This window comes from Pseudomonas asplenii, assembly GCF_900105475.1.
Classification (GTDB): domain Bacteria; phylum Pseudomonadota; class Gammaproteobacteria; order Pseudomonadales; family Pseudomonadaceae; genus Aquipseudomonas; species Aquipseudomonas asplenii.
In genome coordinates this window covers 3,354,688-3,380,175 of the sequence record NZ_LT629777.1, presented here as the reverse complement: position 1 = coordinate 3,380,175, position 25,488 = coordinate 3,354,688, and the positions used below count along the sequence as shown (strand labels likewise).

Below are 25,488 nucleotides of genomic sequence, written 5' to 3'. Positions count from 1 at the left end.
TATTAATACGTCCATGATCGAAATTCACAGAATCATCGACGTATCAGGGATTCAAAACGTTGCCTTCTTAGCAGTTGACGAAGAAATTTTCCATGTGGGATCACACTGCTTTACACAGAGACATCGGATCAGCGGAAGTTCACTTTATAGCTGTGACTCGAACGACTTTTGCCTTGATAAAGCTAAAGCGCTTGATGGATGGGCCAGAGCCATAATTGACGAAGTCAAAACTGGAGAAATCAGACCTATAACATTAATGGCCAGATCTCGCCAACTGAATCAACATTTCGAATGGGCGTACAGTAATGGTTATCAAAACCTCTTAAAGAGTGATCAAATTTATTACGAATGCTACTCATCATATTCCAATATCGTCTACAACCAGTGGGCATCTGGAAAGTGCGCAGACACAACGGCAGCCGGGAAGCAGGTCTACGCATTCAGCATCATAAAGTCACTTTTTCCCGACACAGAGAGACATTTCAAGCAGGCGCTTCCCAGAGTTTACGTCAACACTAACGCCCCTCCCAAGAATGAGACAAAAGTCCCCAAGGAGGATGAGTTATCGCATGCCCTGGCGATTTCTTCTGAAATCTTTAGCGGAATCACAAATTCACTAACAAACCTCCGGAGATACCCATTTCAAATTAAATTGTTTGGCAAAATGAATTGGATAGTGCCTCACGAAAATTTCTGCCAACCCAGAAATTTCGCTCCGCTCTGGGGGACAAATGAAATCTGGGACTATAACACTGGCACGTTGATTCCAAACCAACCGAAGGTTCGTAAAAAGCGCTACAGAAAAGGTCTAGAATCGCTCGAGATAGAGAATACAAACCCTGCCGTTTTGACCCAACATAGGCACCGACTCGCCAAATGGGCACACGACTGCTTTCTTCTCTTATTCGAGGCCAACACCGCAATTAATGAAAAGCAAATAGCTGACCTTGAGTGGCACACTGGCAAATACGATGTTGTGCCAGCCCAACAAGGATTCAGGACTGTGAAATGGCGGGCAGGAAATAAGCGTCAGAGCTTTACCATCGCTACGCAGTTTATCAAGCAATTTGAAGAGTACCTTGACCTGAGAGCACTAATCACCAGCAACTACCCTTCTAAATACCTCTTCCTGCATGTCCCAGTGATGCCAGAAGATCGGGTCAGACCCTTACAGAGGGGCTGCCTGTCAAAGCTGGTGTCTGCGATGCGGTTATTTATCGACAAAGAGTTTCCAAAAATCGGCTACCGTCAACTGCGCCATTACAAGTCCAACTATCTACTCAAAGAATACGGGCTTATTGTGACAAGTCAACTTCTACAAAGCCGAATTGGCACTATCGCCAAGGCATACTCATCAGCTGAAGATGATGTAGCCACTAAAGAAATCAGCGCGTTCTACAATCTGCTATCGAAGGCCATCAAGGCTGCAACTCGAAAGCGTCAACAAAGCATCCCTTCTGGCCACTGCGTTAAACCCGGCCATTCCATACCTGTGGCGGAGATCGATTCGGAGATTAGCCAACCTGCTTGCAACAACTTTATAACATGTCTTTTTTGCAATAACTTCGTTGTGCACGCTACGGACAATGATCTTAAGAAGCTTTTGAGCCTAAAATATTTTTTGAACGAGATCCGCCAGCAATCCACTACGGTTGAAGAATTCAACAAATTAAATGGCCCCACTGCTGCACGAATTGAATCAATCTTGACAAGCATTAGCAACATATCTCCAGAGCTGGACGACAGAGTCTCGACCATCCAGGCCTCAGTATTCGACCATGAAGATCTCTCTGAATACTGGGCAGCTTTACTTAATCAATTAGTCCATTTCGGAGCCATTCAATGAAACTCTCTTCCACCGTACCACTCCAGCACGACCTCGATGCATACATGGGTATCCCCGCTTGCCTGATCACACCAGCAACCGTGATTAGCAGGGACATACATGGAAATATTCTGAGCATTGTCGGGGATATCGAATGGCAGACGCCGACACTAAGAAGCCACCAGAACCGAAAGGCTTACATCAGCTACCGCAAGTTCAGGCAAACTACCGAACTTGAGATTAAAAATCTGGAGCATGCGCGAAAGATTGTAGCAGTTTGGATCAATCGACCCTCCTCCAGAACCGGTTCCTATCCTAGTATCGATACGGTACGCTCATTCTTAACTGATCTTCGCATGCTCTGCAATCACGCCACGAAAAAAGGCATCACGCTATCTGAACTGCTAGAACATCCTATCCACTTCGAGTCATTTCTTTCCAAAGTAAAATCCTACACTACTCTTAGAACTCTTCAGATGATCATCAACAAGGTGATTTCCGAAGATATATTCTCCGTATCTACAACTGTAACCAAAATACTCGACCGTGCAATTCGCGATTCAGAGGACGAGTCCGAGCAATTCCCCGTTATTCCTGGGCGTATTTTGTTCGAGAAAATCTCCCACTACACCTCTTTGCTTCAAGAGTATCAAGCCAACGAGTCGAACCTCGCTGAACTGAACCGCCGCGTAGGATTAAACCGGTTCTACGGTCGGTTCAAACGAAAGTCTGGAGACCCGAACAAACCTAACGTTCAATTTAAGGTAGCAATGGAAGAATGTGGCCTATCTGAAATTCGTGACAAGTATGAAATGAGGCAGCTTTCAAATGTAAGCAATTTCATCAGCAGGTGTAACTATGCCGCCAAGATGCTGATTCATGTATTCACCGCAATGCGAGAGCGCGAAGCCTACTTATTAAAAGAGGGGTGCATAAAAAAAATCGGGCCTAATACTTATACCGTGTCGGGGCTGACAATCAAGCTAACAAAAGAGCCGCGTCCTGCCAAATGGATTACGTCTAAGTCAATTCTACTCCCTTATCAATGCGCCCTAAGCATAACTCGACTTATAAAAACATACATGCCAGCTTGCATTAACACCGAAAACCGGCTATTCCTTTCAGTATCATATCTCCCGGTAGCCAATGAATATGAAAAAAAACAAAAAGACACTGAGCTATATCAAGGAGCTCTAAACCCCAACCGTATGGAGGAGACCTTCCCCGAGGTAATAATTACAGATAGTGATTACGAGGAACTCGTAATGCTCGACCCACTCAGAAATTGGGCTGCCAACCCAGATTTCCAAGTAGGACAGAACTGGAACCTGACGACCCATCAGTTCAGGCGATCAATGGCCGTATATGCAGCACAGAGCGGCTTGGTATCGCTGCCTTCGTTGAAGCGGATGCTTCATCACACCCTCCTGCAGATGTCCATCTATTACACAAAAGGCTTCACTACTGCCAAGTTCCTTTTCTCCGAGCAAAATCCTGACTTGGCCGAATTCTTCCAAGCCCAGACGGTTAATGCCGAAGCTAGCCTTTTCCTTAAAGACGTTATAATGGAAAAATCTAGATTATACGGTGCTGCTGGCACCTGGTATGAACGCAACGTCAAAAAAGAATATACCACTAACATCGTTACAAACTTCCAAGAAACCCTAACCAAGGTTAAAAAAGGACTCCTTTCATATAAAGAGACGATCCTGGGGGGCTGCTTTAAGATCGGGGAGTGCAAAGAGCGAGCGCACCACAACTACGTTACCTGTGTAGATTGTAATAGCGCCTGCATTAAAGAAAAAAAGCTCGACCAAACCATTCTTATTCAAGCAAAAATCATCGAGAGCACCGCTGAGGGCACATTTGCCCACAACACCGAGCAAACAAAACTCAACATGCTCCTGTTCTTCAAAAATAAAATCTCAAAGGTTGCGGCATGATTTCCGACATCATTAAGCATTACGAAGCAGCTCTTCAACGGTTGATCGACAATGTGCCTATTAAGGTTTCACCGGGGACGAAAATCACCAACGACTCTGTCGCCGTAGAGGCTGGTCGCAACAAAGGCTCAATCAAAAAAACACGGAGCTGCTTTGATCAGCTAATTCCGAAGATCAAGGCCGCTAGGGCCAAGCAGCAACAAGAAGATAGCGCAAAACCTAACAGGGGCGCTCAAAAGCTGTTCAAAGATCTTTATCACGAGAGCTTGGCCAGGGAATTGATGCTTATTTCTCAGATTGATGAGTTGGAGAAAGATCTTTCTGCGTTGAGCAACGTGACGAACATCGCTACGAAGAAGGAAAAGAACAGAAATGCTGCGGAAAAATGAGCTCCCTGGACAAGATCTTCAATTTTTTGTGGCCAGGTAAACGGAGTGGCTGGGAGAAGAAGCAAGAGTGTTCATTCATCGATGCCGTCAACAAAATGGACAACTACTATGTGACTGACCGAGGTGGGCTTTCGATGAATCCTTAGTAAATCCTGGATTAAATCATTGCTCGCCGGCACGAGCTCAACCATCTGATTGGCCCTAGGCATAGAGAAGTACCCGCAGATGACACTACAAGTTATGCATTTGGGGCGTGTGTTGAGCCTGGTTTCCTAGAGACGCCGCAGGAGCCCGAGCGAAACAGATCAGCTCCGCCTGGTTGAACATCGCTGACGAGATCGCCGACACCTAGCAGTTAGTGAATGCTCTCCATGGATTAAGCCTTCTATCTGGGGGCGCCGCTCGGCAAAATTGGAAGGTATGAAGGTGCAGTATGCTGGCACACCTACTGGTAACCCACTCGCTCGAGTATTTGGAACAGCTGTTGAATAACTGAAAAACTGGCATGACATTACAAAATGGCTCGCTCTAGCTGGCCAACCAAGAAGGCCACACGGCTGGTATGCCGTGCCCCGGTGAACGGCCCAGATAACTACCGTGTAAGCCTAAATATCAATCCGAATGCAAAGCACTAGGAGCAACCTAGAGAAGAATCACATATCGCTAAACGCCTTCGCTGAGTCAGACCCTGAATAGGTTAAAAATGCTAGAGCCGACTTAATAAGCGCAATTTTTGAAAAAAACTCCGAAATCCCCCTTAGCGCCTCAAAAGAAGTCATTCTATCAACTTTATTCCCATGTAGAATCTCAGACCGCCCATACTCATATATCTTGGTTATAGTCTCATAGAGAGTCAAATCCCCATCATAATTAGCAACAATCTTATCTTCAGGGATTTTCGTGAGATTTGAAACCATTTTTGATATAGCGCGTGTCTTGCCACCTCCACTGCTCAACACATCCAGGCATGTTCCAAACTTTGCAATCGCTATCTGATCACTTACCTCTCGACATGCCTCACCATGCCAATCAAGTGCGGTTGACCATCTCTGACAAAGGCCCGGGCATCCATCGCTATTACCGATAAGGCCTGTCAAAATTTTGGATACAGCCTCGAAAAATTTAATGTGACTTTGATCCAAATCCTGGGGTCGAAGCAGGAATGGATTTACTTCATCCGACAATGCGAGCCCCGTATTCCAAAGAAATCCATTTGTCTCTACTATGCTATGCGTCAAAATAGGAGGCCTTCTTTCCGTATAAAGAGTGAAGCTCCTAAAATACTTGGGATTACCACTAATCAGTGATGCCGAATCAAGCGCAGTTCGTGCCAGAATCGTAGAGAGCTTACGAGAGAGCGCTTTGCCATAACCTGCAGTAGTCACACTAATCATGCATTTTGACTTAGTCACCACCTCATAAAGCGAAGCACTCAAAGGCTTTAGCTGCAAGTCTTTATCCACTAAAGCCGCTTTTAGATTCTCACGCCAATCAGAATTATCCACTCCCATGTAATCGAGCGCAGAGGGCGGAAAATCAATAGAATCGATCCAGTCTGAACTTTTGGAAATCGTAACAGGGCCAATAACAAAAGGCCCATGACCCTCCAGCCCAGTAAGCGCAGCGGGCAAATGACATGTAAAGTCTCTGGGCAGAGTAGATGAAAACTCTGCTACCAGCTGCTTTATCTCCCCTTTCAAGTAAGCAGGCAGCAGGTATCTGATTGTACACGGCAATGTACCGAAATTCAAAAAGTTGTCATACCTTTCAACGACTGCCTTCTTGACTAAATTATGATGCTCTTTCAAATCAAGTTTAATAGAGCCCGGCCAGTTCAGTTTTAGAAGAGCTGACGATACAAGCTTAATTTTATTCTCGGTAGCGCCACTAACGCTCATTTGCCTGCCACTTTTTGCCGTATCAAAATTCGGCGAAAATGCTTCCTCACGAGTATGCGCCTTGCTAAGTGAGACTAACGCGTCGTAGATTAATATTTCCAGCTTCACAATTACTCCTTGTATAAGACTTTTTGAGATCCTTTCGCCTTTAGGGGATTTTCACTCACGTTGTGATAGGCAGACTGGTGTCGATGACGGCGACTTGATGCCTTTCTACACCAAGATCATCGGACTCACCTGGAAACCAGCTCAGCGGCTCGTAGCCCATCATAGGCCTTCATGCACGACATCTGGATAACACGCAACAGCACCTTCAAATGCGGAGCAATCCGACCTGGGAATCAGCACTGGTAGGTCAGGGTCGTACTTCCCAAGCTCTTCAATAAGCTCGTCCACGTTCACACCTATGTCTTCGAGTAGCAACCTCGTCGAGGCCGATAGCGACCCTTTCAAGGTATACACATGGAAGTGCTCTTTTCTAGTAATGAACGCCAGAGTGGCTACTTATACCCCTCACTGGACAGCTCAAAGATCGACGTGATAGCTTTCGTCGACCGATGTATCTGGATCGGGCGGTCGGCTCGCGAAGGCCTCAGTGCCACAGGTTTGCTACACCCTTCTTCACGCACGCATTTCGACAATAGTCAGCGGGCAGCCGACGCCTCGACGTTATTGGAGAACTGCCAATGCGCGTTCCAGTACATCCAAAAGACCTCATCCGCAACAGTAGCCTGAAGAAGCTCGCCAAGAATCTGCAGAAGCAGTGGTGTGGCCCAAGCCCACTCACCCACACATCAGCCCTGGAGCTCCTTGCCCAGGGTCTTGGTTATAAGGACTACAAGGATCTAGCAGTTTCCACGAGTGAGCAGATGCCAGCAGGTACCTTTCCAAGCCAATCTGCGGTGAGGCAGGCACTGATGCTCGCAATCAAAGCGGCGATGACACCCAGCGAGTGGTTTGCCTCAGACCAGGCGGCACTGGCGCAGATGATCGAGTCGCTGCACCTTAACGCTCTTTCAGCATTCAAGATCCCGAAAAAGATTCATCAACCGCCACGTCATGGTGAACAGTCCACTGGGTCGAATATGTCCGCTTTGAGAACTCAGATGGCGAAGTCTGCACGGAAGCTCTCCTCCCACTTATCAGAGGAAGAACTTGAGTCTCTCAGTCGGGCCGTTGAGACCACGGAGAGCCTGCGAGATCAGGCACTGATGAGCTGCATGATGGCCGGCCTTCGAAAAGGGGAATACTTAAGCGCTAGGCCCAGCGACTTTTCTGGAAATGATGAACGCATCCTCTTTGTGTCTCGGGGCCCCAAAAAAGCGCGAGTCACATTGCCTCGCAAATACTGGACACCCATCAGCCGCTTCATCATCACCGCGAATCTGGCGGGAAACGCCCTTCTGTTCCAATCCAAAAGGAGCCCAGAAATTCCTATGTCGCCTTCGGCGCTTAAAAAACTATGCGAGGCTTGGGCACACAAAGCTGGCATTGATCCTGCCAAAGTCAGTCCACTCACGATTCGCATGTCCTTAAAGTTGAACGCGGCTATGCAGATGGCCACTGTGAGTAGTCCGCTCCCAATCGTGGCAAAACGAATGGGCCACTGGCCAACGGAGTCGATGACGAAGTATTACCTGAGTAGCAGCTTGGACTCCAAACTCAGCGATTGAGACGAGACGTTCAGGGTGGGAGTGACGGTGACCAAGACGGCAATTTTTGACGCGTTCGGGATGGTTGTGCGGATAGGTCGAAGAACAAACCCATACCGCCAATTGCTGCGGGAAGGCATCAAGCAAGGCCGGCGCCCTCACCCTGGTGATGCACACGTCATCATGACGCTAAACTTGGAGCTGCATAAGCTCGCCGAGCACGTCGGCATCCTGCTTTCAGAATCCTGGCGAGTCGAGATGGAGTGCGCTCTGCAGGCCGAACTCAACTCCATCGAGGCATATCCCGAGGCATCGAGGCGGTCGCTATGCTCCGGGAGCGGAGCGTTGCTCTCGGTATCAGCAGCAACCTTGCCAAGCCCTATGGCGCAGCGGTGGAGCAGCTTTTCCCGAGCATGAATACCCAAGCATTTAGCTTCGAGATCGACGCTGCCAAACCCGATCCTCGTATCTACCAAGCCCTACTGGGGAGGCTTGATCCCAGGTCAGGAACGCCTGTCAGAACAGATGCACCTGAAGTTTGGATTGTAGGCGACTCAGCGAGGTGTGATCGGGATGGTGCCCGAGCCAGTGCGCTAGTAACGCCGACTGTATTGAACCAGGCCCGTCGATGCTCGCCGTTGTCCTAACACTGCCGGACTTTCATCCTTACGCCTGCGCGCTCGGCTTGCTGGTTGCGATGAGCCTTCAACCTGGACTGCAGACAAAATCTTCCGCACCAGCTCAAGATTTTCCAAAACCAACCGTTTGTCATAGGTATGTATCCCTTCGAGCGAATCGCTTTGATCCCACCAACAGATGACTACGCACAGCGTTTGAGTGCCGCCATTTCGTTCCCCAAGACGATCCTAGGCAACCGCCAGCGCGGTGCCTGGCAAAGTCTGATCAGCGTCATCAAATCGTCCGACACCCTTTCTGCATTTGATAACGCAGCAGCCTACGTAGAGGGCTACGCACATGCGCTGGTCGACAGCGACCAGATCGACATTTCCATCGAACGAGATGTGTTGATCATCGAGACTGTCGACGCATGGCGGTGCGCCCGTGTTGGCTCCAGCACCTCTACCTATTTGTAGCCACCAGTGAGTACCATGACTTCTATTTTTCAACGCTATGCCGACGACGAACCGTCTGAATTACGCATCCAGATGCCGCAGCGGGTTCTGGCTACAACCGTCAGTCATTACCCAATTGATGTTCTGGTAGGTCACTGGGAAAAGTACCTGGTAGACCCCTCCTCCGCTCGCGACAGATTTCCGTGGGCTGAGCGGTTTGTCATGGGCATGCCAATGCCCAAGTGGGCGCGCGGCGTGAAGTGGAACGCTGGCCAGCAGGCTCGTTTCATTACCGCTGTGTGGTCAGGGAGAGACCTGGGAAGCTACCTTACAAACGACTGGTCGGAGCCGGCGAGCACTGGCAGGGCATTGGCGGAGAACAGCGAGATTCTGGTCGATGGCCAGCAACGGCTCCACAGCCTTGAAGAGTATTTCCTTGATCGTCTTGCGGTGCCAGATGCACAAGGTCAGCCGAGGGTCTGGTCTGAGCTTCGGAACGTTGAACGGAAGCGGTTCCTCTCGACGATCTTTGCCCATTCGAGGGTTTGTTCGGGTGACGAGGCAGCATTACGCAAAACGTATGATCTTTGCGCACAGGGCGTTGTGCCTAGGTCATTCGATCAGCGCACCTTTAGGTAGTCATTGACGCCACAGTTGTCGTGGCATGCCCCTGCGGGGACGACTGTCGTTAACCAAGCCCTGTCTTCGACAGGTCTTGGCCCTTCGGGCTTCCATACTCATGCCTTTCGACCCTCCTGGTCTGCGCGCTCCGCTTGCATAATGACCGAAGGCATCACCTAGCTTGGACATTCCCTGCGGCTACCACATACTAGCTTCCATCCATCGTGGAGTGAGGCTAGGCGAAATGGCATGGTCATTTTGGAAGGACAAACGCCCTGAATGGGTTCAAGCAGAAGAGCGAGATTTCATCAAAGCTGCGAACGGCTTGAAGACACTGCAGGTGACACCACGAGGCGGTATGCGAATTGACCCAGAGGAGATTCGAGACCAGATTGTTTCCGCCCGAGAGCTCTATAAAGGTTTGGTTAAAAAATAGCTTTCGCTAGGGATCATCCACCTTACGGTGAAGATAAAGGCCTGCGAGTCAGGTATAAAACGTCCACGGCCTAAGGCCATACCACGACAGGAGCAGCTAGGCGGCTTTCCGAGAAATGGTCTGCCTTCCCCGCCTGTTTACACAGAGATTTGATCATATCCCCTAGACACGCCCTTCGTGCTCTAGGTCGTATCAGCTTATCCGGAATTTGCAGCTATGTTTCGGTTAGCCTTCCATATCGCAGTGCTGCATCCTGTACTGAGGCATTTCGTGCATCGCGCCGGGGTAGACATATAGGAAGCGCCAATGCTTAAGAAAGCGATCAAATTTCTACGCGACTCTCTACTGGAGGACTTCGGCCAGCCGGCGACCCTCATAAACTTGCTTCGTGCAGACGTCGGCCTGAACAGGCATTTGGTCGAACATGAGAAGGGTATCAGCGCAAGCGAAGTAGTGCGTTGGAACGACTTTGGCGACTTGGGGTATGAGACCAGTCGGATGTACCGCCGGAGGCTCAATGGATGGACACGTTCCCCTGGCTCCTATCAAAACTACGGCTCCACCAGCTTAATCCGAGAGGATCTTCTCAGCTTGGGTACGGTTAGGGAGATCCATCGCTGGAACTGTGACATTCAGCAGGTCGACGGCTTTTCCGCATCGAAGTCAGAGCTGCGCAAGTTCAAAAGCATGGACGCGATGGTTGAGCGCAACTCCCAGCCGATGATCACACCTGTTACCCAAGAAAAGCTTGAAGAGAATCTCCGATGGGACGAGATCCGGATCATCTCTAGAGAAGATCACGATTACTTCTCCACTTGGGAATGGGACGGACGAGTGTTCTTGATCAACAGCGGAGGCTCCCACCACTTCGCTGCGGCTAAGTACATCGCGAAACGGATCGGGGTCAACGTCCCCCTCACAGGTCGGTATAAGGTTTACGGAATTAATCAGGTCGCCTTGGCGAGCCTAAGACGCGATTTCGACATGTTTGTATTGTCGTGGCACTGCAAACAGCAAATGGACTTTCACAGAGCCATGCAGAGATTTGAGGCAACCTATTACTGGAAGGATCTCCCACGTCCATACACTGACCAGGCGGCGATTTTCCTGCCTAAAGCGGAGAAGCGCGCTGGGAAGGTATCTGAGGTACTGCGTGAGGCTGGATTTCAGGATTTAGGCCTTTATCTCCTGAAGCTGGCTAATGCTACGGCTCATCATGTCTCGGTCGTCTAGCAGCCCTATGTGCATTTAAACGCCGCATTTCAGCCTGCCATTGAGTCAGAAATTTGTCCCAGTTATAGGCGTACGGGCCATCGAAACAGACGCGTCGAGCCGGTGCTCGCTTGCAGAAAGCGCTCACGCCATGGCTGGGGAATACCTGCCTTGCGCACAATGCTGATACCGGAGCTGTGGCGCTCAATCAGAACTGCTTTGCGGGCAGCATCCAATCGTCGCATGGATGATTCTGGTTGCCGAGCGCTTGGTCATGTCGGATAGCGGGAAGCCGCTGGATTGGTTTAGCTCTCTCCCGTCTGCCATGGATGGTTGGGATGCAAGCCTCTGACACGCCGCTGGCTTGTCTTGATGACCACCTATTTGATCCTTCCTGCGTCAGCGACTCGCTATCGCAAAATAAGTCTGACCAGTTATGCTGCGGTAGGAACCTGCCAGGGATCGGAGCTGCTATGGCCATGAACGATTATCCAAAGCGTGTCTGGGACAACATCATTCCGCTTTCTGTAGGCGATACCTTGCCAAAAGCCTTTGAGGAATGGTCTTTCACTGAGGTCATCCGCGATCATGAGCATCCTACTGAGACGTGCGAGCTATGTGATCAGGAGTCGCTCCGGTACCAATTTGAGATCCGGAATGCTCTTACGACGCAGACGCTTTGGGTCGGCTCGCAATGCATACTTAGATTCGGCGTATCGGTATTTGAAGCGGGTCAGCGTCTCTCTGCATCCGACACCAAGAAAAAGCTGGAGCGACTCACCGAAAAAATGCGGGGGGAGTCATGCGTGAAGGCGCTACAGCGCTTGGCGATATCGGAACAAAATCCAATTCTCTCTAAGGCACTGGCCTACTACCAGCTCAATAAAAACCTGTCACCGAAGTTTGCGTTCGTGGTCTTCTGGAGGCTCAAGGCCAATCAAATCGATCACAGCCCTTCTTTCTTCAAGGTCAATCTGAAGCGCCTCAAATACCAGCAAGATCTTCAGGCGATGGAGCTACAGCGCGTGCAAATGATCTGGCCAGCGCTGTCATCCTCTCAAAGAAACATGGCAATCCGGATGGGGCATAAAGCACCTGCAGTGCAGTGAGTTGCCCACGGTGAGCCGCTCACTGCCTGCGCATAGCGCTGATCGCGAATATCGATGCCATGCAATCGGTGTTAGCTTTGACTTGATTATGGTCAGACAGGGGTACGGCGCTGCACACCCGAGGGTGACTCGACGAGTCATGGTAAGCGGCGACCTATCCCGCCAGAGCCCTGAAGCATTTCCTCAACGAACTCAATCGAGCTCTCCAGTTCGCTCTGGATCTCGTCGAATACCGGCTCAAGTGCTGGATGGGAACCTGAAGCTCTCAGCTCGGAGATGAGCCGCAGGAATTCTTGCCCCTGGGCCATTGGCATCTGGATGTTGCAGTAGACAGTGTCTTTGGTATCGCGACTCATATGTCCTCCGTTTTCCAAGTCGTACGTTAGCCGAATCGAGAGCAAAAGCGACACAACTGGCTGGGAGCACCCTACGGGACGGCTGTCGTGAACAAAGCCGCTTTCGCGTCTCTGCCCTGCGGGCTTCCATCCTTGCTTCTGTTGCTGCACCGGCGCGCTCCGCTTACATTTAGATCGGTCATGTAGCTAGCGCAACCTCGGAGACTGAAATTTTTAGGGTGCTATGCCTCCGTGTCGAAGTCATCTGCACGCATCAGGCCGGTATCATTCAACATATCTAATGCTGCGCCGCATTTCCAATCAGTGGCGCCAAGAGGCAAAGCCATAGGGTGTTCCTAATGCCGGAGTTTCGTAAACTGCGCTGCAGACGTCATCCAAACCTCTTCGAGGGCTAACCCTCTCCCGTAGGAAATCTTGACCCGATTCTTGTGAAGGGTTGATCAAAAGGACTTAAGCTATGCAACGGAACGATGCAGAGAAATTACTGAAAGTCGCCATCAACAACGGAGCCGCTGCGTTTAGGGATGGGCAATGGGAGGCGATTGATGCTCTGGTCAACCATCGCAAGAAACTGTTGGTCGTTCAACGCACTGGTTGGGGTAAGAGCTCTGTTTACTTTATCAGCACGCGAATTCTGCGTGATCGAGGGCAAGGCCCAACTATAATCATATCGCCACTACTAGCCCTGATGCGCAACCAGATCGACGCGGCTCGGCGGCTCGGGATCAACGCCGTTACCATCAACTCTACCAATACTCACGAGTGGGAAAATGCCCGCCGGGATGTGCAAGCCAACCGAGTAGATTGCCTACTAATCTCGCCAGAGCGGCTAGCGAATGACGGCTTCATGGAAAGCTTTCTGCAGCCCATAGCAGATCGCATTGGCTTGATGGTCATCGATGAGGCGCACTGCATTTCCGATTGGGGGCATGATTTCCGGCCCGACTACCGGCGTATTGTCAACATTCTGCGCTTTCTCCCCGCTAATACGCCCGTTTTGGGAACAACTGCGACTGCAAACACACGGGTGGTGGACGATATTCAGGCTCAGTTTGGAAATATAAACATTATCCGTGGCGCCCTGACTCGCGAAAGTTTGGCGTTACAAAATTTGATCATGCCTGATCAAGCTAGCCGTCTGGCATGGTTAGCGCAAACCATCCCAACCTTAGCTGGAACGGGCATCGTTTATGCGCTCACCCAGCGCGATAGTGAGCAGGTCGCCCGCTGGCTTCGAGCTAACGGAATCGACGCTGCTTCCTACCATAGTGATGTGGCCCACCCCGACTTTGGCAATAGCGATCAATATCGCCAGCACCTAGAAGATGAACTGCTGGCAAACAAGCTCAAAGTGCTTGTGGCGACCACCGCGTTAGGTATGGGCTATGACAAGCCCGACCTCGGCTTCGTAATTCACTATCAGGCACCTAGCTCGATTGTTGCCTACTACCAGCAGGTCGGTCGAGCAGGACGGGCAATCGATTACTCACTCGGCTTGCTCATGTCTGGGGAGGAGGACGAGAAAATTCATGCGTTTTTTAGACGCGCTGCTTTTCCGCCCGCAGGTCAGGTCAATCATTTGCTCAGTGTCCTAGCGAAATCCAATGGGCTGACGATTCGTGAGCTAGAAGAGCACAGCAACCTCTCCCATGGGCAGATTGAGAAAATTCTCAAGCTCCTGAGCGTGGAAAGCCCAGCGCCACTCATCAAGCACCAAAGCAAATGGCTACGCACCCCAATCCATTACGAGCTGGATCAGAATCGTGTTAACAGGCTTACGGAGCTACGCGAGCATGAATGGCAGCAGGTTCTGGCATACTTAAATGAACCAAGGTGCCTTATGGCGTTCCTACGACATGCATTGGATGACGCGGAAAATGATGCTTGCGGGAAATGCGTGCGCTGCCTAGAGAGGGAGTTGGTATCAAGTAAAGTAGACGGTAGATTGGTGCATCAAGCCGCTACCTTTATTCGCCATGCCGAGCTTCCAATCAAGCCCAAGAAGCAAATCGCCAAGGGAGGCTTTGAGCATTACGGCTTCCCGACCAACCTCCCTCTCAACATACAGGCGGCTGAAGGTAGAGTCCTTTCACAATGGCGTGATGGAGGCTGGGGAGAATTAGCTGCCAACGGCAAGGAGCTTGGCCATTTTGACGATGCTCTGGTTTCAGCCATGGCAGAAATGATTCAATCGCGCTGGCAACCGAATCCTAAACCTACGTGGTTGTGCTGCGTGCCTTCTCTAGGACATCCAACGTTAGTACCTAACTTTGCTCAGCGCTTGGCGAATGCATTAGGGGTTCCCTTCGTCAATTGTGTGATCAAGGTAAGGCAAAACGAGCCACAAAAGTGGCAAAACAATCGCTTCCACCAGTGTCGGAATCTAGATGGTGTGTTCGCCGTCAATGCACATATTCCTCCTGGCCCGGTGCTGCTGGTTGATGACATGATCGATTCAGGCTGGACAATGACTGTCATTGCCGCACTGCTCAAACAAGCGGGCAGCGAACACGTCTACCCGCTGGCAATCTCATCTACGGCAAGCAACGCATGATAAATACCAATACTCAGTCGATCCTCCTACTAACGTCTTATTTTTCAAAATCTGTAGGTAATGCCAAACCGCTATCTCCGACGGAATGGGGACGATTTGCCCAATGGTTAAACGCGCAAGGGAAGACGCCTGCGGACTTAGTGACTGCTGAGCCACATGCTGTCCTTGAGGGCTGGCATGATGAAAAAATACCCTTGCTGCGTATTGAGCAGTTGCTCGAGCGAGGCCATGCGCTGGCCTTGGCTTTGGAGAAGTGGAGCCGGGCTGGATTGTGGGTGCTGACTCGATCAGATGCTGACTATCCTAAGGCGCTCAAGCATCACCTACGTAACAGCGCGCCACCGATACTCTTCGGCTGTGGAAATCCGCGACTGCTGAATCAACGTGGAATTGGTGTTGTCGGTGCACGTAAGGCGGATAATGCCGACCTTGCATACGCCACATCTTTAGGTAAGCGCATCGCGATGGCCGGCATGACCGTAGTCTCGGGTGGCGCTCGGGGCGTCGATGAAGCTGCGATGCAGGGCGGATTGAACGAAGAAGGAACTGTAATCGGTATTATGGCTGATAGCCTTTTGTCTGCAGCGCTAGCCAGCAAATGGCGGAATGGGTTGATGAACAACAACCTGGTACTGGTTTCACCATTTTTTCCCGAGGCCGGATTCAACGCCGGCAATGCGATGGCTAGGAACAAATACATTTACTGCCTGAGTCAAGCTGCAGTGGTCGTTCGCTCCGAAACCAAAGGCGGAACCTGGAACGGTGCCATCGAAAACTTGAAAAAAGCTTGGGTGCCCCTGTGGGTTAAGCGAGATACGAAACCGGAATCCGGAAATTACGCGTTGGTAGTACAAGGTGCGCAATGGCTGGAATCAGCAGCGGAGCATGTGGATGTGCACACGCTGAGTGCCCAAGCTAAGCTAGGGGCTGACCCAGAGATGGTGCCGGAGCTAGCACCAACTGACCAAGATGCGTCTATCTCTGAAGAAGAATCCGTCAGATCGGATCCTCCTCGAGAGGAGGCGACACACGAACTCTCCCAAGATAATGGTAGGAGTAGTCAGAATGTTAATTCTGCTTCGACTCACGCTATAGCTATTGGCGACCTGAGTTTTTATCAATTTTTTCTAAGGAAGATGGCATTCCGGGATAGTCCAGCAACCGCTGAGGAGCTAAGCGAGCAATGGGGTATTTCAAAGAAACAGCTGACTGAATGGCTCAAGCAATCAGTCGATGAAAGACACGTTCAAAAGCTGAAAAACCCTGTTCGGTTCCAGTCGTTGGATGTCGGAAAATTCGAGGGCAGCACAGGGAAGAACTTAGACCCTTCATCCGATGGGCAGATGGGGTTCAAGCTGGATTGATGGCTCATGACCGTATCGTTGGGCGAGTGATCCGATGAGCAGTCGGATTACTTCGAGTAGACATGATGACGTACCTTGAATCGCCACTGATCCACGGAACACCTCGAGCCCAATCAGTAATGCATTTAGCATCCAACAAAACGGACTTTAAGAAATTCCGAACAAGTCGTTTTGAACTGTCCAGCCCCCTGTAAAACTAAGGGTTCCAGCGGGCTCTCCGAACGAAAAGTAGACTTGTCCGGAGGATTCCTAGAGAGCTCGATTTGTATTCAAAAGCTTTACTGGGCCAGCCAGCTCTCGACCGTATCGGAGCCATGTTCGGCTTTCCATTCCTTCAAGACTTTGTGGTTCCCACCCTTGGTCTCAACCACTTCACCCGAATGAGGATTCTTGTAGACCTTAACTGCGCGAGCCTTGCGGGTGCTCTTAGTCTCAGCAGCAACTGGGGCGCGGTGGTTATTGGGCTGAGGATCCAGGATGGCGATGATGTTGCGCAAGCTGTAACCATACTCACCTAGCAGATCACGGAGCTTCGTTTCGAACTCCATCTCGCGCTTCAGGCCATCATCGTTTTTTAGTGTTTCAAGCTCGGCCAATTGGGCAGCAAGCTGCTGTTCAAGCGCACGGAATTCAGCAAGACGGGACATGGAGCACCTCGGATATCCAGTGGTGGCAGTATAGTCAGTGCCGTCAAATGTGGACAATCGAAGGTTCGTCTGATGCTAAACGCTGAAGCGCTCACCTTGCATACCTGTGAGCATCCAGGTGCCGCATTTCAACCTGCCACTGAGCCAGAAATTTGTCCCAGTCATGGGCGTATGGGCCATCGACCAAGCGCGTCGATCCGATGCTCGCTTGCAGAAAGCGCTCACGCCAAGGCTGCGGAATACTAGCCTCGTTCACAATGTTGATGCCTGAGCTATGACGCTCAATCTGAACTGCTTTACGAGCAGCATCGATAACAAGGCCTGGATGACTATGGTTCAGGTCGACGCGCTCCTGGCCTTCGATGCCGTCTAGAACATCCAAAATCGCGGCGGCCTTCGGATCGCCTGGCATCAGGTGCGACAGCGTCCACAGCGCTTTGCGCCTGACAGACTCACGCGCACGAAGATCATCAGCCATTTTCAGTGCCTCGATTTGAACCGGCAGTGAGTCGGCGATAACGGTTGGATAAGAGGCGAGCATCCAGCAGCGCGTGATGTGGAAGTTCTGGCAGCGTCAGGCTGGCGATATCATCCGCTTCTAGATGCCTGAATAGCAGGGTCAGGTTGGTTGAGCGATTGGTGACGTGAGCTGGCCAACGGTGATTTACGTACGCCAACTGGCAAAAGAAATCCCAGTCCCAATCCGGAGCGTCCGAGCAAATCTCGAGCGGGCCTTCAAGGTCGGTCAGAAAAGCAAGCAGTGATGCTTGAGCTTCGGACAGAGTTTGCCCATGCAGTGACAGGTCAAGCTGTGGCAGGACGTTTTGAATTACAAAGTCGCTACAGTCCTGAGTCACGTACGTGTCTGTGAGCTCGACGTAGTATTCATGGCCGGCTTCAGAGACTAGGGCCAAGGAAATCACCTTCGTGTCTCGGTTGAGCTGAGTGAACTCACAGTCCAGGAATAGCTTCATCCTCTCCTCCGTAGCCCTTACCTTTTTACCTAGTTTAGAGATCTACATCGTCAAAGATGTCACGTCCTCCACCCGTTGCAGATGGCCGAATCAAATCGCTCCGTCCGACTGCTGGCTCCTCATACCGCTCTTGCGAGACCTCACTCACCCAATCGTCAACTCGACGCCGTTGGGTATCGAGCACATCCTCGATACCGGGCCATTCCGGAAAGGCCGCGTAAATACCCTCTAGCTCATCAATAAAATCACAAAAGTGGTTATCAGGATCGTTTTCGTAGCAATACGATTCCTGCAGGGATTTGCGAACCCTGTCCAGGTCAGGCAGCACATATTTCTGTATATCGCTGTAGAATTCTTCACGCTCGTGGCTAGTGAAAAACTCATGCATCTCGTTATCGTAGATGTGCCCGAGTTCATCATGATCAAAGACAAAGTCCCGAATCTTGGTGGAAATCGCTTCTCGTGCTGACTCAGGTAAAAGCCCTTGCCGTAGCAGGCGGAGCGCTAGATCAGACGACCTCGTGAACAGGTTTATCGCGAAGTCACGAACCAAGCTGGAGTGCAGCTTTTCATCAGTTTTCGAGTAGATATCCAAGAACACGTCATTTGTCCTGCGCTGCAGAAAAGAATACAGCCTTCCCCGCCTGGTGCGCTCCATGTCGCCCTCGCATGCAACGTATTCACAGCACCGGTTCGCGATTTCTGCGAACATACTTGAAGGCAAAATTGTAGCGTTTTGAACCCCTACGTTGCCGCATGTCACCAGTTCCATCAACCGCTCAATCGGTGTTCCATCCACAAAGATCTGCAGATGTTCAGGACTCTGGGCGAGTATCAACGCAAACGCATCCCCAATCGTAGGATGCTTATATCGCCAGAAACGTCCATCAGCTGTATCTGCCATCTGAAGAAAACTTCCCCGGAGGCTCTCAAGAGCTCGGATACACCCGGCCTGGCTACCGCCCAACCTCTCAATTGTCTGCATCTCGCCGCTAGACAGACTCACCGGGCTTTCGATTGCTCCATGCTTCATGTAGAGAAGAGCAAGTGCGGCCTGGCTCTCGTCATCCATTCCCTGCATCGTCTCGACGAGCCATCGCTCCTGCTTCGCGACAAATTCGTCGATATTTTTCTGGTCAATTTTTAGCGCTTTTGTGAATTCAATGCTCCCCAAGCGCCGAGCAGTCTCGGGAGCGAACCGACTGTGAGCTGCCACTGCAGGAAGAAACTCCTTCAAGACCGTCCGAACCCGCTGTGGTTGGTTTCCAAGCTTCACATGGTTGTAGAGGATTTCTGACCTTTCCTGGGAGGTCAGCTCTTTCACGTCGATGACAACCTGGCTCTCTTCCATCAGAGGAAATGCTGTTTTCTTGAGGTCACGTCGTGCGCTGTTGTAAATGTAGTCACGGCTGGTCAGAACTATCCGATGCCCACCTCGGATCATGGTCGTGAGAGCCGGAAGAATCCGGTTCCACTCCATCACCAAGTCTGCCTCGTACTGCATGGCCCCGAAGGCGTCATCAACCCATACCAGCTGCGATGCTTCTTCAGTATTCCAGTGATCTCTTATCTGCTCAGGCCTCTCCAGCTTCAATACTAGGCTTTCCCATTTGTCCATCGCACACATGGCCATGAGTGAGGCAATCGTTGTCTTACCTGCTGCGGGCTCTCCAACCAACAGAACAAAGCCATGCTGCTGAAGGGCTTGAAGCGCTTTGCGATAGGTGCCCGTCACCACGAGCTTTGAAAGGTCGGGAAGCTCCGTCAGCAACGCCTTCGTCTGCTTGTACCGTCTCTCATCCAAGATCTGGCTAAGGTCGCCAAGACCATAGAGTCGGGGCACATTCATGCGCAGATCACTGTTCAGCTGGATCTTCTCGCAGATCCAGGTAGAGCCCAGCAAAAGCACGTGCTTGGCCCCAGCATCCTCAAACGCCAACCGTATTTTGAGGTTGCTATCCCCTGTCCAGCTTGCGTTTGTCATCAGGACATAGACATCACACTTTCCTTTGGCGACGAGTCTGCGCACCTTGACAATCTCACCAGTCACATCAGATAGAGTGAGATTGTGATCACGGCGCGATGTGAACTTGCACTGGATGACGAATTCGCCTGCATACACTTCGTTTGGCTGAGGAGACCACGTTCCCTTGAACCCACCATCGCGGCCTCCGTCATTTCCTTCAAGGAACGTCTCGACTGTTTGACCCAAAACTGTTGAGGCTACTGCCATGCACAGTTGCTGAAAACTATGCCAACCTAAGAGATGAAGGTCGTATCTTGGGGGCGTCATGGGCATTCGATCCTTGCAGCAAAATCCAGAGGTAGGACAGAAAGCCATCATAGCGGAACTGCAATAATGCCGGGGTTGTGGTAGCAGAAACCGCACCTACTCACCTACGGGCGAGATTGAATTGGAGGATATTTGGTTATGAGACAGGTCAGGCTGATCCGCCATGGAGAAAGCGCTGCCAACGCTGGCGATGCCAGCCTGGATCACGCCACAATTCCTCTTACGCCGAAAGGGGTTGAGCAAGCGTACTTGGTGGCCTGCTCCTTTCGCACTGCTCCGATCTGATCGTTACCTCTCCCTTCTCTTGAGCTGCGTCAACAGCTATGGCTACGGTGGCAAAGTTCATAGCCGTCCCGCTTGAGACTTGGCCTACTCAGGAGTTCACGTATCTCGAGCCAGGTAGGTGTGTGGATACGACAGTCGCCCAACGGCGTGAGTGGGTCGACGCGTACTGGTCGAGATCCGATCCTGCATTCAGGGATGGGCTGGGTGCAGAATCGTTTCTGGACTTCATATCCCGAGCTCAGTCTCTGCTGGATCGCCTTTCGGATCATCCTGCTCAAGACATCGTGGTATTTTCACACGGGCAACTGATCAATGCAGTGGCTTGGCTGATTGAATGCACTCCGCAGAGAATCGATGGCCGTGCGATGGCCGACTGGCGTGAGTATGAAATCGCTAACCACGTGCCCAACTGTTCTGGTTACACGCTATCCAAGTATCGCGAGGATACCGGCTGGAAAATATGCCGTAGTGAGCAGCAAATTGAAGTCACCCATCGCGTACCTGGCAGATCCTACCAAGCGGTTCGTGATCTCGAGCGCTTGCTAGTTGAAGAGCGGGCCCAGGAGTTCTCGGCTAAAGGCTATCCACTGCAACTGGATGATGACTCGGCTATGTACACTGAGCAAAGGCTGAATGGGGTCAGGGGGCAGCTCCTTCACCCCAAGTAGATAGCGATAGTGGAAGCACTGCGGGAGAGCTCTCAGCAAGAGAGGTGTGCCAGGTACTACGCGATGCCATCTTCGGGCGACGCGCGATGGTCAGAGTATGCGCTCAAACTTGGGACAAGCTTCATGCCGGGATGTTCACGGTCGACATCGACGGATGGAGCGTGACGATCTTCAACGACTGTGATGAGCTTGATTACTGCGAAGGGTGCGTGAGCCCGGATGGACGGCATTAGTCGTTCGACTCGGGAAATCGATACACACTGACCCTATAGCTCTGCTTAGCACGTGGGAGCATCAAACTCTAGAACGGATGCTGAAACGCCTTCAAATAGCGTGGGGAGCTGAGGGCGCGTCCTAACAGGGGCCGGCTGTCGTGAACCAAGCTGCTGAACCGCCGCGTCTTGGCCCTCCGGGCTTCCATCCGCGCGCCTGCGCGCTCCGCTTGCGATCAGTGGACGTCCATGAGGACATCGATGGCACGCAATCCGGTCACAGAGAGGAATGCCCAGCTTGTCACTCCCCAGGGCTGCTGAACGGTGACCCAATTGGAACCGTCGACGCGCCAATCGGGGATGACGAGGTGATTCAACGTCAAGGCATGCTGCCCTCCACGTTTGAATGTGTAGTTTGTCAGTTGACCATCAGCGGGTTCTCCAGGCTTTCAGCATGCGGAATGGGCAACGTTTTCACCGAGACTTCATCCTACACAGCTACTGAGTATTTCAACCTCTATACAGAGGATGATCTTGAAGACGCTAGGAGGGGCGGACAGGGCTACGAGATGGACAATAACGAGAAAGAGGATCTCAAGATCCAATGGAGATGGTATGGTCAGTGGCCCAATGTGATCAGCCGCAAGGGTGCGAGGAGTGACTACCAGTTTTTGCGTAACGTCAAAAAATAAAGTTTTTTTGCCAACATAAAGCGGGCTTAACCATCCGAAATTTTTACGCCAAACTGGGCTAGCAATGGATTTTTCAAAATTTATGAAGCCGCACTCTCTTGAGGAAGCCAATCCTGACCAGCCCCTGCTTGGATTCGGCATCCATGAGTCCATTACCCACTTTAACAATAGCTTCTTGCAAAGCGGTGCAAAGCTTCTTGACGACTTCATAAAAGAACATGAAGAAACTAAAAAGTGGATTCTATCGTCAGACTATGCCTTTTATGACTCAAAAAAAAATAGCGATGTAGTAACATTCTCTCTTTTCCCGCATCTAGCATCCTTTGAGACAATGTCAGACTGCATAAACATAATGGCTCCATCAGACCTTAAAAAAGTAAGGTCAGTAAATGATACGTTCATTTCATTCCTTAAAGAAGGGCCGGTCTTCAATATCACCTTGATACTAGACCGTGAGCGCCGAATGCACAGTGATGAAAAGCTCTATCACATAAGCCGAATTGACGCCATGATTGACATGCTTGAATGCTGGTGCACATCAACACCAAATGGAAAAGAGAAATATAAAAAAACCATAAAAGAGCTAAAGCAGCTCAAGCAACTTGTCAAGTCATCAAAATTAAATTTACGCATACTCCGAGATATTGAGATTATCGCAAGCCTAGCTGCTTACTTGCTTACAGAAATAAGCGAAAGGGCCAATGTTGAAATTATAGCCTGGCTGTCAGACCGTGACAGCATGCTTACGTTCAAGCATAAATTTATAGGCGACTACTTGCTTGAGCAAGTCAGCAACCTTTACCACATTTTTTGTGTAAACAGTAACATAGACCCTAAAGGAAAATTAATTCTAACAAAGCCCGAAGCCGCAGGAGAACTCGCTTACGATAGCTTCGTTAGAGTTCCTGACTACATTGCCGGAACCTTGGCGGACTTTGATTTTAACAAACAAGAAGCATCACATCCAAAATTCGATACGATCCGCGACGGAGTATTTGCTGCAGAAAAAAGAAACATATTCTACAAGGTATTTTTCCATCCAAACTTTCGAGCCCACAGACTGATGTGGGGAGCGCAAGAGGGCAACACTTCAAACCCTTAAGGCACTGATTATTCTTTCGCAGATTGTAACAAGCCCTTTGTTAAAGGGCTTTCGTAGCAAGCGGAGCGCGCCGGCCAGGAAGGCCGAAGGCGTAAAGAATGTCAGCTCGAAAGTGGCCGAGACGATTCGGAACGCAGAGGCTCCGTTTACGACAGTCCGGCCGCGAAGCGGCATTGCCCTCCCCACTATCACTCGTCAAAAAGGTGATCCATATCTTCACTCGTGAAGCCCCAGAAGTAGACCGCCTTCTGAGCCTCTGCCGGCGCCGACTCCAAGATAGCCCGGCCTCTTGAGAACAGCTCCGCATAGAACGCCACCGTTCTCGCCATGACGTGCACGGAGGTCTGCAAGGCTACTATAGCCAGCATCCGCTGATCCTCCAACGACTGCGCTTCCCCCATCTGCATGGAACTGATGTAGGAGCTATGGGCATACCCGCAGAAATGGGAGTACACGTTCTGGAAATACTTCTTATTGAAGCCCGCCCTCACCGCCTCGTCCGTCCACGACCATCCTACCCTCCACTCCCCCTTAAGCAGCCGCTTTGCTTGCTCCGGCTTGTAGTCTCCAAGGTACGGTGAGGCCTCGATCTCAGCGACTTGCTGTGCAACCTGTAGTCGTGTGGCATCAATCGTTTCCTTGGCCTGCTCTGTTGACGGGTGCAGCCTCAGCCGATCTCTGAGACCACCCAACCGCCAAACCCCCTGCCGGAATTTCCTCAGGCCGGGATCCTGGCTCTGGAAAATCCAATGGAACACAATGAAGGTTTCGAGGCAGGCCCGGGCAAGGATCGTAGCGGAGGAATGATCCACGAAGATGATCTCTTTACCATCCTGGAAATTCAGCTGAGTCGTGTTGATGAGCACTCTGACCGAGCACGCCTGCTTGAACAGCTTCACCGCCAGAATCTGGGCATAGTTGACCCAGGCGTCATCCGGTGTCAGGGGTTGGCCGTACTGTGATTCAATCATCGCCGCAAACAGCTCAGTAAGGGCGGCGAAGTCTTGTTCTGGATCGCGCTGAGACGGAGTGCGGCCAGTCGATGGCATTGGATATCCTCAAATGAAATGAGTTAAGGTTCTTGATCCTGAGGAAGTTTGTACTTGACTACCGTCATCAAGAGCCACTGAACAATTTAGCCAGACCCTCTTGAGTCGTTGGAAATCGATACTCCCAATACACTTCACCTTTTCTTTCAAACCGCTTTAGCTCCTCCTTTGAAATATTTGCCTTTCGCTTATCAAACTGGAGACTCATCGAACCAAGCTCGAACTTAGTATCAACAGGATTGTGATAAACTTTCTTACTTCCTTGCCACGTCCAACTGCGCATAGGTTTACCACAAGTAGAAACCAGAAGCTGCGACCCACGGAGATCGGGGATCGAAAAAATCTTCCCACTGACATCCTCCCAAGTGCGGAACTCCAAACGACCAGTAATCGAATAAGCACCAGTTACTAAGTCTTTTGTGAGCGGAAAGGGCTTTGGCATAAAGTTATCTGCACGCAAATCGCCCAACCCCTTACCGAAATGGTTTATAGGATGATAATCAGAGGCTTCGATAGGATCTTTAAAAAACACAAAACGATAGCACAGGGGAAATACCATTGAGCTTATCTTCTTGCCATCCTTAGTAGAAGGATAATATTTACCACCGGGCTCAACCTCAACGTAGGATGGTCGATAGCCATCTTCTTTCTGCCCAATTCCAAATGGAGCGGAAATATCCCGTTCCTTCATTCGCTCCCGCTGACCTTTTCGCAAATAAATTTCTATTGCCTTCCTCAACCTTTCCTTATATCCATCAAAAGCAGGATCATCCAATGACACATCCGCCTTATAAACAAATACACTGAATTTCCCAAGCGGCTGAAGAGATCGGTTCAGGTCGAACATGATTTGTTGAAGTTTTCGAGCAGACTCCAAACTTTCCGCCTGCGAGACAGCCTGTGACTGACGTTGAATATATGTCTCCAGAATTTGCGAAATCAGAGCAATACACAAGCCAGCGACACTACCAGCGATAAAAATCTTCCCTTTAATCGTCAACTGCCCAGAGGCATCTCTGATTTTCAAGACACTACTCAAGACGCCGAGAACCCCTGACATCAGAATCCCGACAATTTTGAAAGCTACCAGCAGAATCTCCACAGTATGTTTTCCCTGAACCGCACCAAGCAACT

The 25,488-nt window shown here is 50.6% G+C and carries 22 protein-coding genes and 1 pseudogene; 15 read left to right on the top strand and 8 right to left on the bottom strand.

The genetic code is table 11. The features are described 5' to 3' along the window. Positions 1-13: 13 nt before the first annotated feature. Genes BLU37_RS15535 through BLU37_RS15525 form a run of 3 tightly spaced genes read left to right on the top strand, consistent with a single transcriptional unit; the run spans position 14 to position 4,157 of the window. Positions 14-1,846: an integrase gene (locus tag BLU37_RS15535; protein WP_232000322.1), complete on the top strand. Its 1,833-nt coding sequence runs from the start codon at positions 14-16 to the stop codon at positions 1,844-1,846. Next, complete coding sequence (locus tag BLU37_RS15530) at positions 1,843-3,768, top strand: integrase (protein ID WP_090206304.1); 1,926 nt, start codon at positions 1,843-1,845, stop codon at positions 3,766-3,768. Before BLU37_RS15535 ends, BLU37_RS15530 begins: the two co-directional genes overlap by 4 nt. After that, the gene (locus tag BLU37_RS15525; RefSeq protein WP_090206301.1) at positions 3,765-4,157 is read left to right on the top strand and encodes a hypothetical protein; all 393 of its coding nucleotides are present in this window, start codon (positions 3,765-3,767) and stop codon (positions 4,155-4,157) included. The genes BLU37_RS15530 and BLU37_RS15525 overlap by 4 nt, the downstream gene beginning before the upstream one ends. A gap of 653 nt (positions 4,158-4,810) precedes the next feature. Here BLU37_RS15525 and BLU37_RS15520 read toward each other — a convergent pair. Further along, a complete protein-coding gene (locus BLU37_RS15520; protein WP_090206297.1) occupies positions 4,811-6,163 on the bottom strand; it encodes a HEPN domain-containing protein in 1,353 nt (450 codons plus the stop codon). Positions 6,164-6,741: 578 nt separating this feature from the next. Between BLU37_RS15520 and BLU37_RS15515 the strand changes: the two genes are divergently transcribed. From BLU37_RS15515 to BLU37_RS15480, 6 genes are all read left to right on the top strand, one after another. After that, positions 6,742-7,728 carry a tyrosine-type recombinase/integrase gene (locus BLU37_RS15515; protein WP_090206294.1) on the top strand — a complete coding sequence of 329 codons (987 nt, stop codon included), beginning with the start codon at positions 6,742-6,744 and terminating at the stop codon, positions 7,726-7,728. Between the two features lie 755 nt (positions 7,729-8,483). After that, positions 8,484-8,801 (top strand): hypothetical protein, encoded by a 318-nt coding sequence (locus tag BLU37_RS15505; protein WP_232000321.1) that lies wholly within the window; start codon positions 8,484-8,486, stop codon positions 8,799-8,801. Between the two features lie 15 nt (positions 8,802-8,816). Beyond that, the gene (locus BLU37_RS15500; protein ID WP_090206288.1) at positions 8,817-9,419 is read left to right on the top strand and encodes a hypothetical protein; all 603 of its coding nucleotides are present in this window, start codon (positions 8,817-8,819) and stop codon (positions 9,417-9,419) included. Between the two features lie 226 nt (positions 9,420-9,645). Continuing rightward, on the top strand, positions 9,646-9,837 hold the full coding sequence (locus BLU37_RS15495; RefSeq protein WP_090206285.1) for a hypothetical protein: 192 nt from the start codon (positions 9,646-9,648) through the stop codon (positions 9,835-9,837). A gap of 306 nt (positions 9,838-10,143) precedes the next feature. After that, complete coding sequence (locus BLU37_RS15490; protein WP_232000320.1) at positions 10,144-11,070, top strand: DUF6685 family protein; 927 nt, start codon at positions 10,144-10,146, stop codon at positions 11,068-11,070. A 317-nt stretch (positions 11,071-11,387) separates the two neighbouring features. Then, positions 11,388-12,158 (top strand): hypothetical protein, encoded by a 771-nt coding sequence (locus tag BLU37_RS15480; protein WP_232000319.1) that lies wholly within the window; start codon positions 11,388-11,390, stop codon positions 12,156-12,158. 137 nt (positions 12,159-12,295) lie between these two features. Here the strand turns inward: BLU37_RS15480 and BLU37_RS15475 are convergent, their stop codons facing one another. Beyond that, on the bottom strand, positions 12,296-12,514 hold the full coding sequence (locus tag BLU37_RS15475; RefSeq protein ID WP_090206282.1) for a hypothetical protein: 219 nt from the start codon (positions 12,512-12,514) through the stop codon (positions 12,296-12,298). A gap of 457 nt (positions 12,515-12,971) precedes the next feature. Between BLU37_RS15475 and BLU37_RS15470 the strand changes: the two genes are divergently transcribed. Continuing rightward, on the top strand, positions 12,972-15,068 hold the full coding sequence (locus tag BLU37_RS15470; RefSeq protein WP_090206279.1) for a RecQ family ATP-dependent DNA helicase: 2,097 nt from the start codon (positions 12,972-12,974) through the stop codon (positions 15,066-15,068). Then, the gene (locus BLU37_RS15465) at positions 15,065-16,432 is read left to right on the top strand and encodes a DNA-processing protein DprA (protein ID WP_090206276.1); all 1,368 of its coding nucleotides are present in this window, start codon (positions 15,065-15,067) and stop codon (positions 16,430-16,432) included. The genes BLU37_RS15470 and BLU37_RS15465 overlap by 4 nt, the downstream gene beginning before the upstream one ends. A 278-nt stretch (positions 16,433-16,710) precedes the next feature. On the opposite strand, the gene BLU37_RS15460 is transcribed toward BLU37_RS15465, so the two are convergent. The 4 genes from BLU37_RS15460 to BLU37_RS15445 all read right to left on the bottom strand — a co-directional run bounded on the left by BLU37_RS15460 (position 16,711) and on the right by BLU37_RS15445 (position 20,346). Continuing rightward, positions 16,711-17,079, bottom strand: a complete 369-nt coding sequence (locus BLU37_RS15460; protein ID WP_090206273.1) for a histone-like nucleoid-structuring protein, MvaT/MvaU family — start codon at positions 17,077-17,079, stop codon at positions 16,711-16,713. Between the two features lie 91 nt (positions 17,080-17,170). Then, positions 17,171-17,557, bottom strand: a complete 387-nt coding sequence (locus BLU37_RS15455) for a hypothetical protein (RefSeq protein ID WP_090206270.1) — start codon at positions 17,555-17,557, stop codon at positions 17,171-17,173. Further along, a complete protein-coding gene (locus BLU37_RS15450) occupies positions 17,550-18,053 on the bottom strand; it encodes a 3'-5' exoribonuclease (RefSeq protein WP_090206267.1) in 504 nt (167 codons plus the stop codon). The genes BLU37_RS15455 and BLU37_RS15450 overlap by 8 nt, the downstream gene beginning before the upstream one ends. A gap of 34 nt (positions 18,054-18,087) precedes the next feature. Next, positions 18,088-20,346 carry an nSTAND3 domain-containing NTPase gene (locus BLU37_RS15445; RefSeq protein WP_090206264.1) on the bottom strand — a complete coding sequence of 753 codons (2,259 nt, stop codon included), beginning with the start codon at positions 20,344-20,346 and terminating at the stop codon, positions 18,088-18,090. 138 nt (positions 20,347-20,484) lie between these two features. Between BLU37_RS15445 and BLU37_RS15440 the strand changes: the two are divergent. The 4 genes and pseudogenes from BLU37_RS15440 to BLU37_RS15425 all read left to right on the top strand — a co-directional run. Continuing rightward, positions 20,485-21,092: pseudogene (locus tag BLU37_RS15440) on the top strand (histidine phosphatase family protein); the annotation flags it as partial. Between the two features lie 293 nt (positions 21,093-21,385). Continuing rightward, positions 21,386-21,532 (top strand): DUF7693 family protein, encoded by a 147-nt coding sequence (locus BLU37_RS30130; RefSeq protein ID WP_456239027.1) that lies wholly within the window; start codon positions 21,386-21,388, stop codon positions 21,530-21,532. A 140-nt stretch (positions 21,533-21,672) separates the two neighbouring features. Next, complete coding sequence (locus BLU37_RS29335; RefSeq protein WP_191626835.1) at positions 21,673-22,203, top strand: hypothetical protein; 531 nt, start codon at positions 21,673-21,675, stop codon at positions 22,201-22,203. Positions 22,204-22,267: 64 nt separating this feature from the next. After that, complete coding sequence (locus BLU37_RS15425; RefSeq protein ID WP_157696382.1) at positions 22,268-23,305, top strand: hypothetical protein; 1,038 nt, start codon at positions 22,268-22,270, stop codon at positions 23,303-23,305. A gap of 188 nt (positions 23,306-23,493) precedes the next feature. On the opposite strand, the gene BLU37_RS15420 is transcribed toward BLU37_RS15425, so the two are convergent. Beyond that, entirely contained in the window at positions 23,494-24,354 is an 861-nt protein-coding gene (locus BLU37_RS15420) for a DUF5677 domain-containing protein (RefSeq protein ID WP_090206255.1), read from the bottom strand. 67 nt (positions 24,355-24,421) lie between these two features. Beyond that, the gene (locus tag BLU37_RS15415; RefSeq protein WP_090206252.1) at positions 24,422-25,456 is read right to left on the bottom strand and encodes a hypothetical protein; all 1,035 of its coding nucleotides are present in this window, start codon (positions 25,454-25,456) and stop codon (positions 24,422-24,424) included. Between the last annotated feature and the right edge of the window lie 32 nt (positions 25,457-25,488).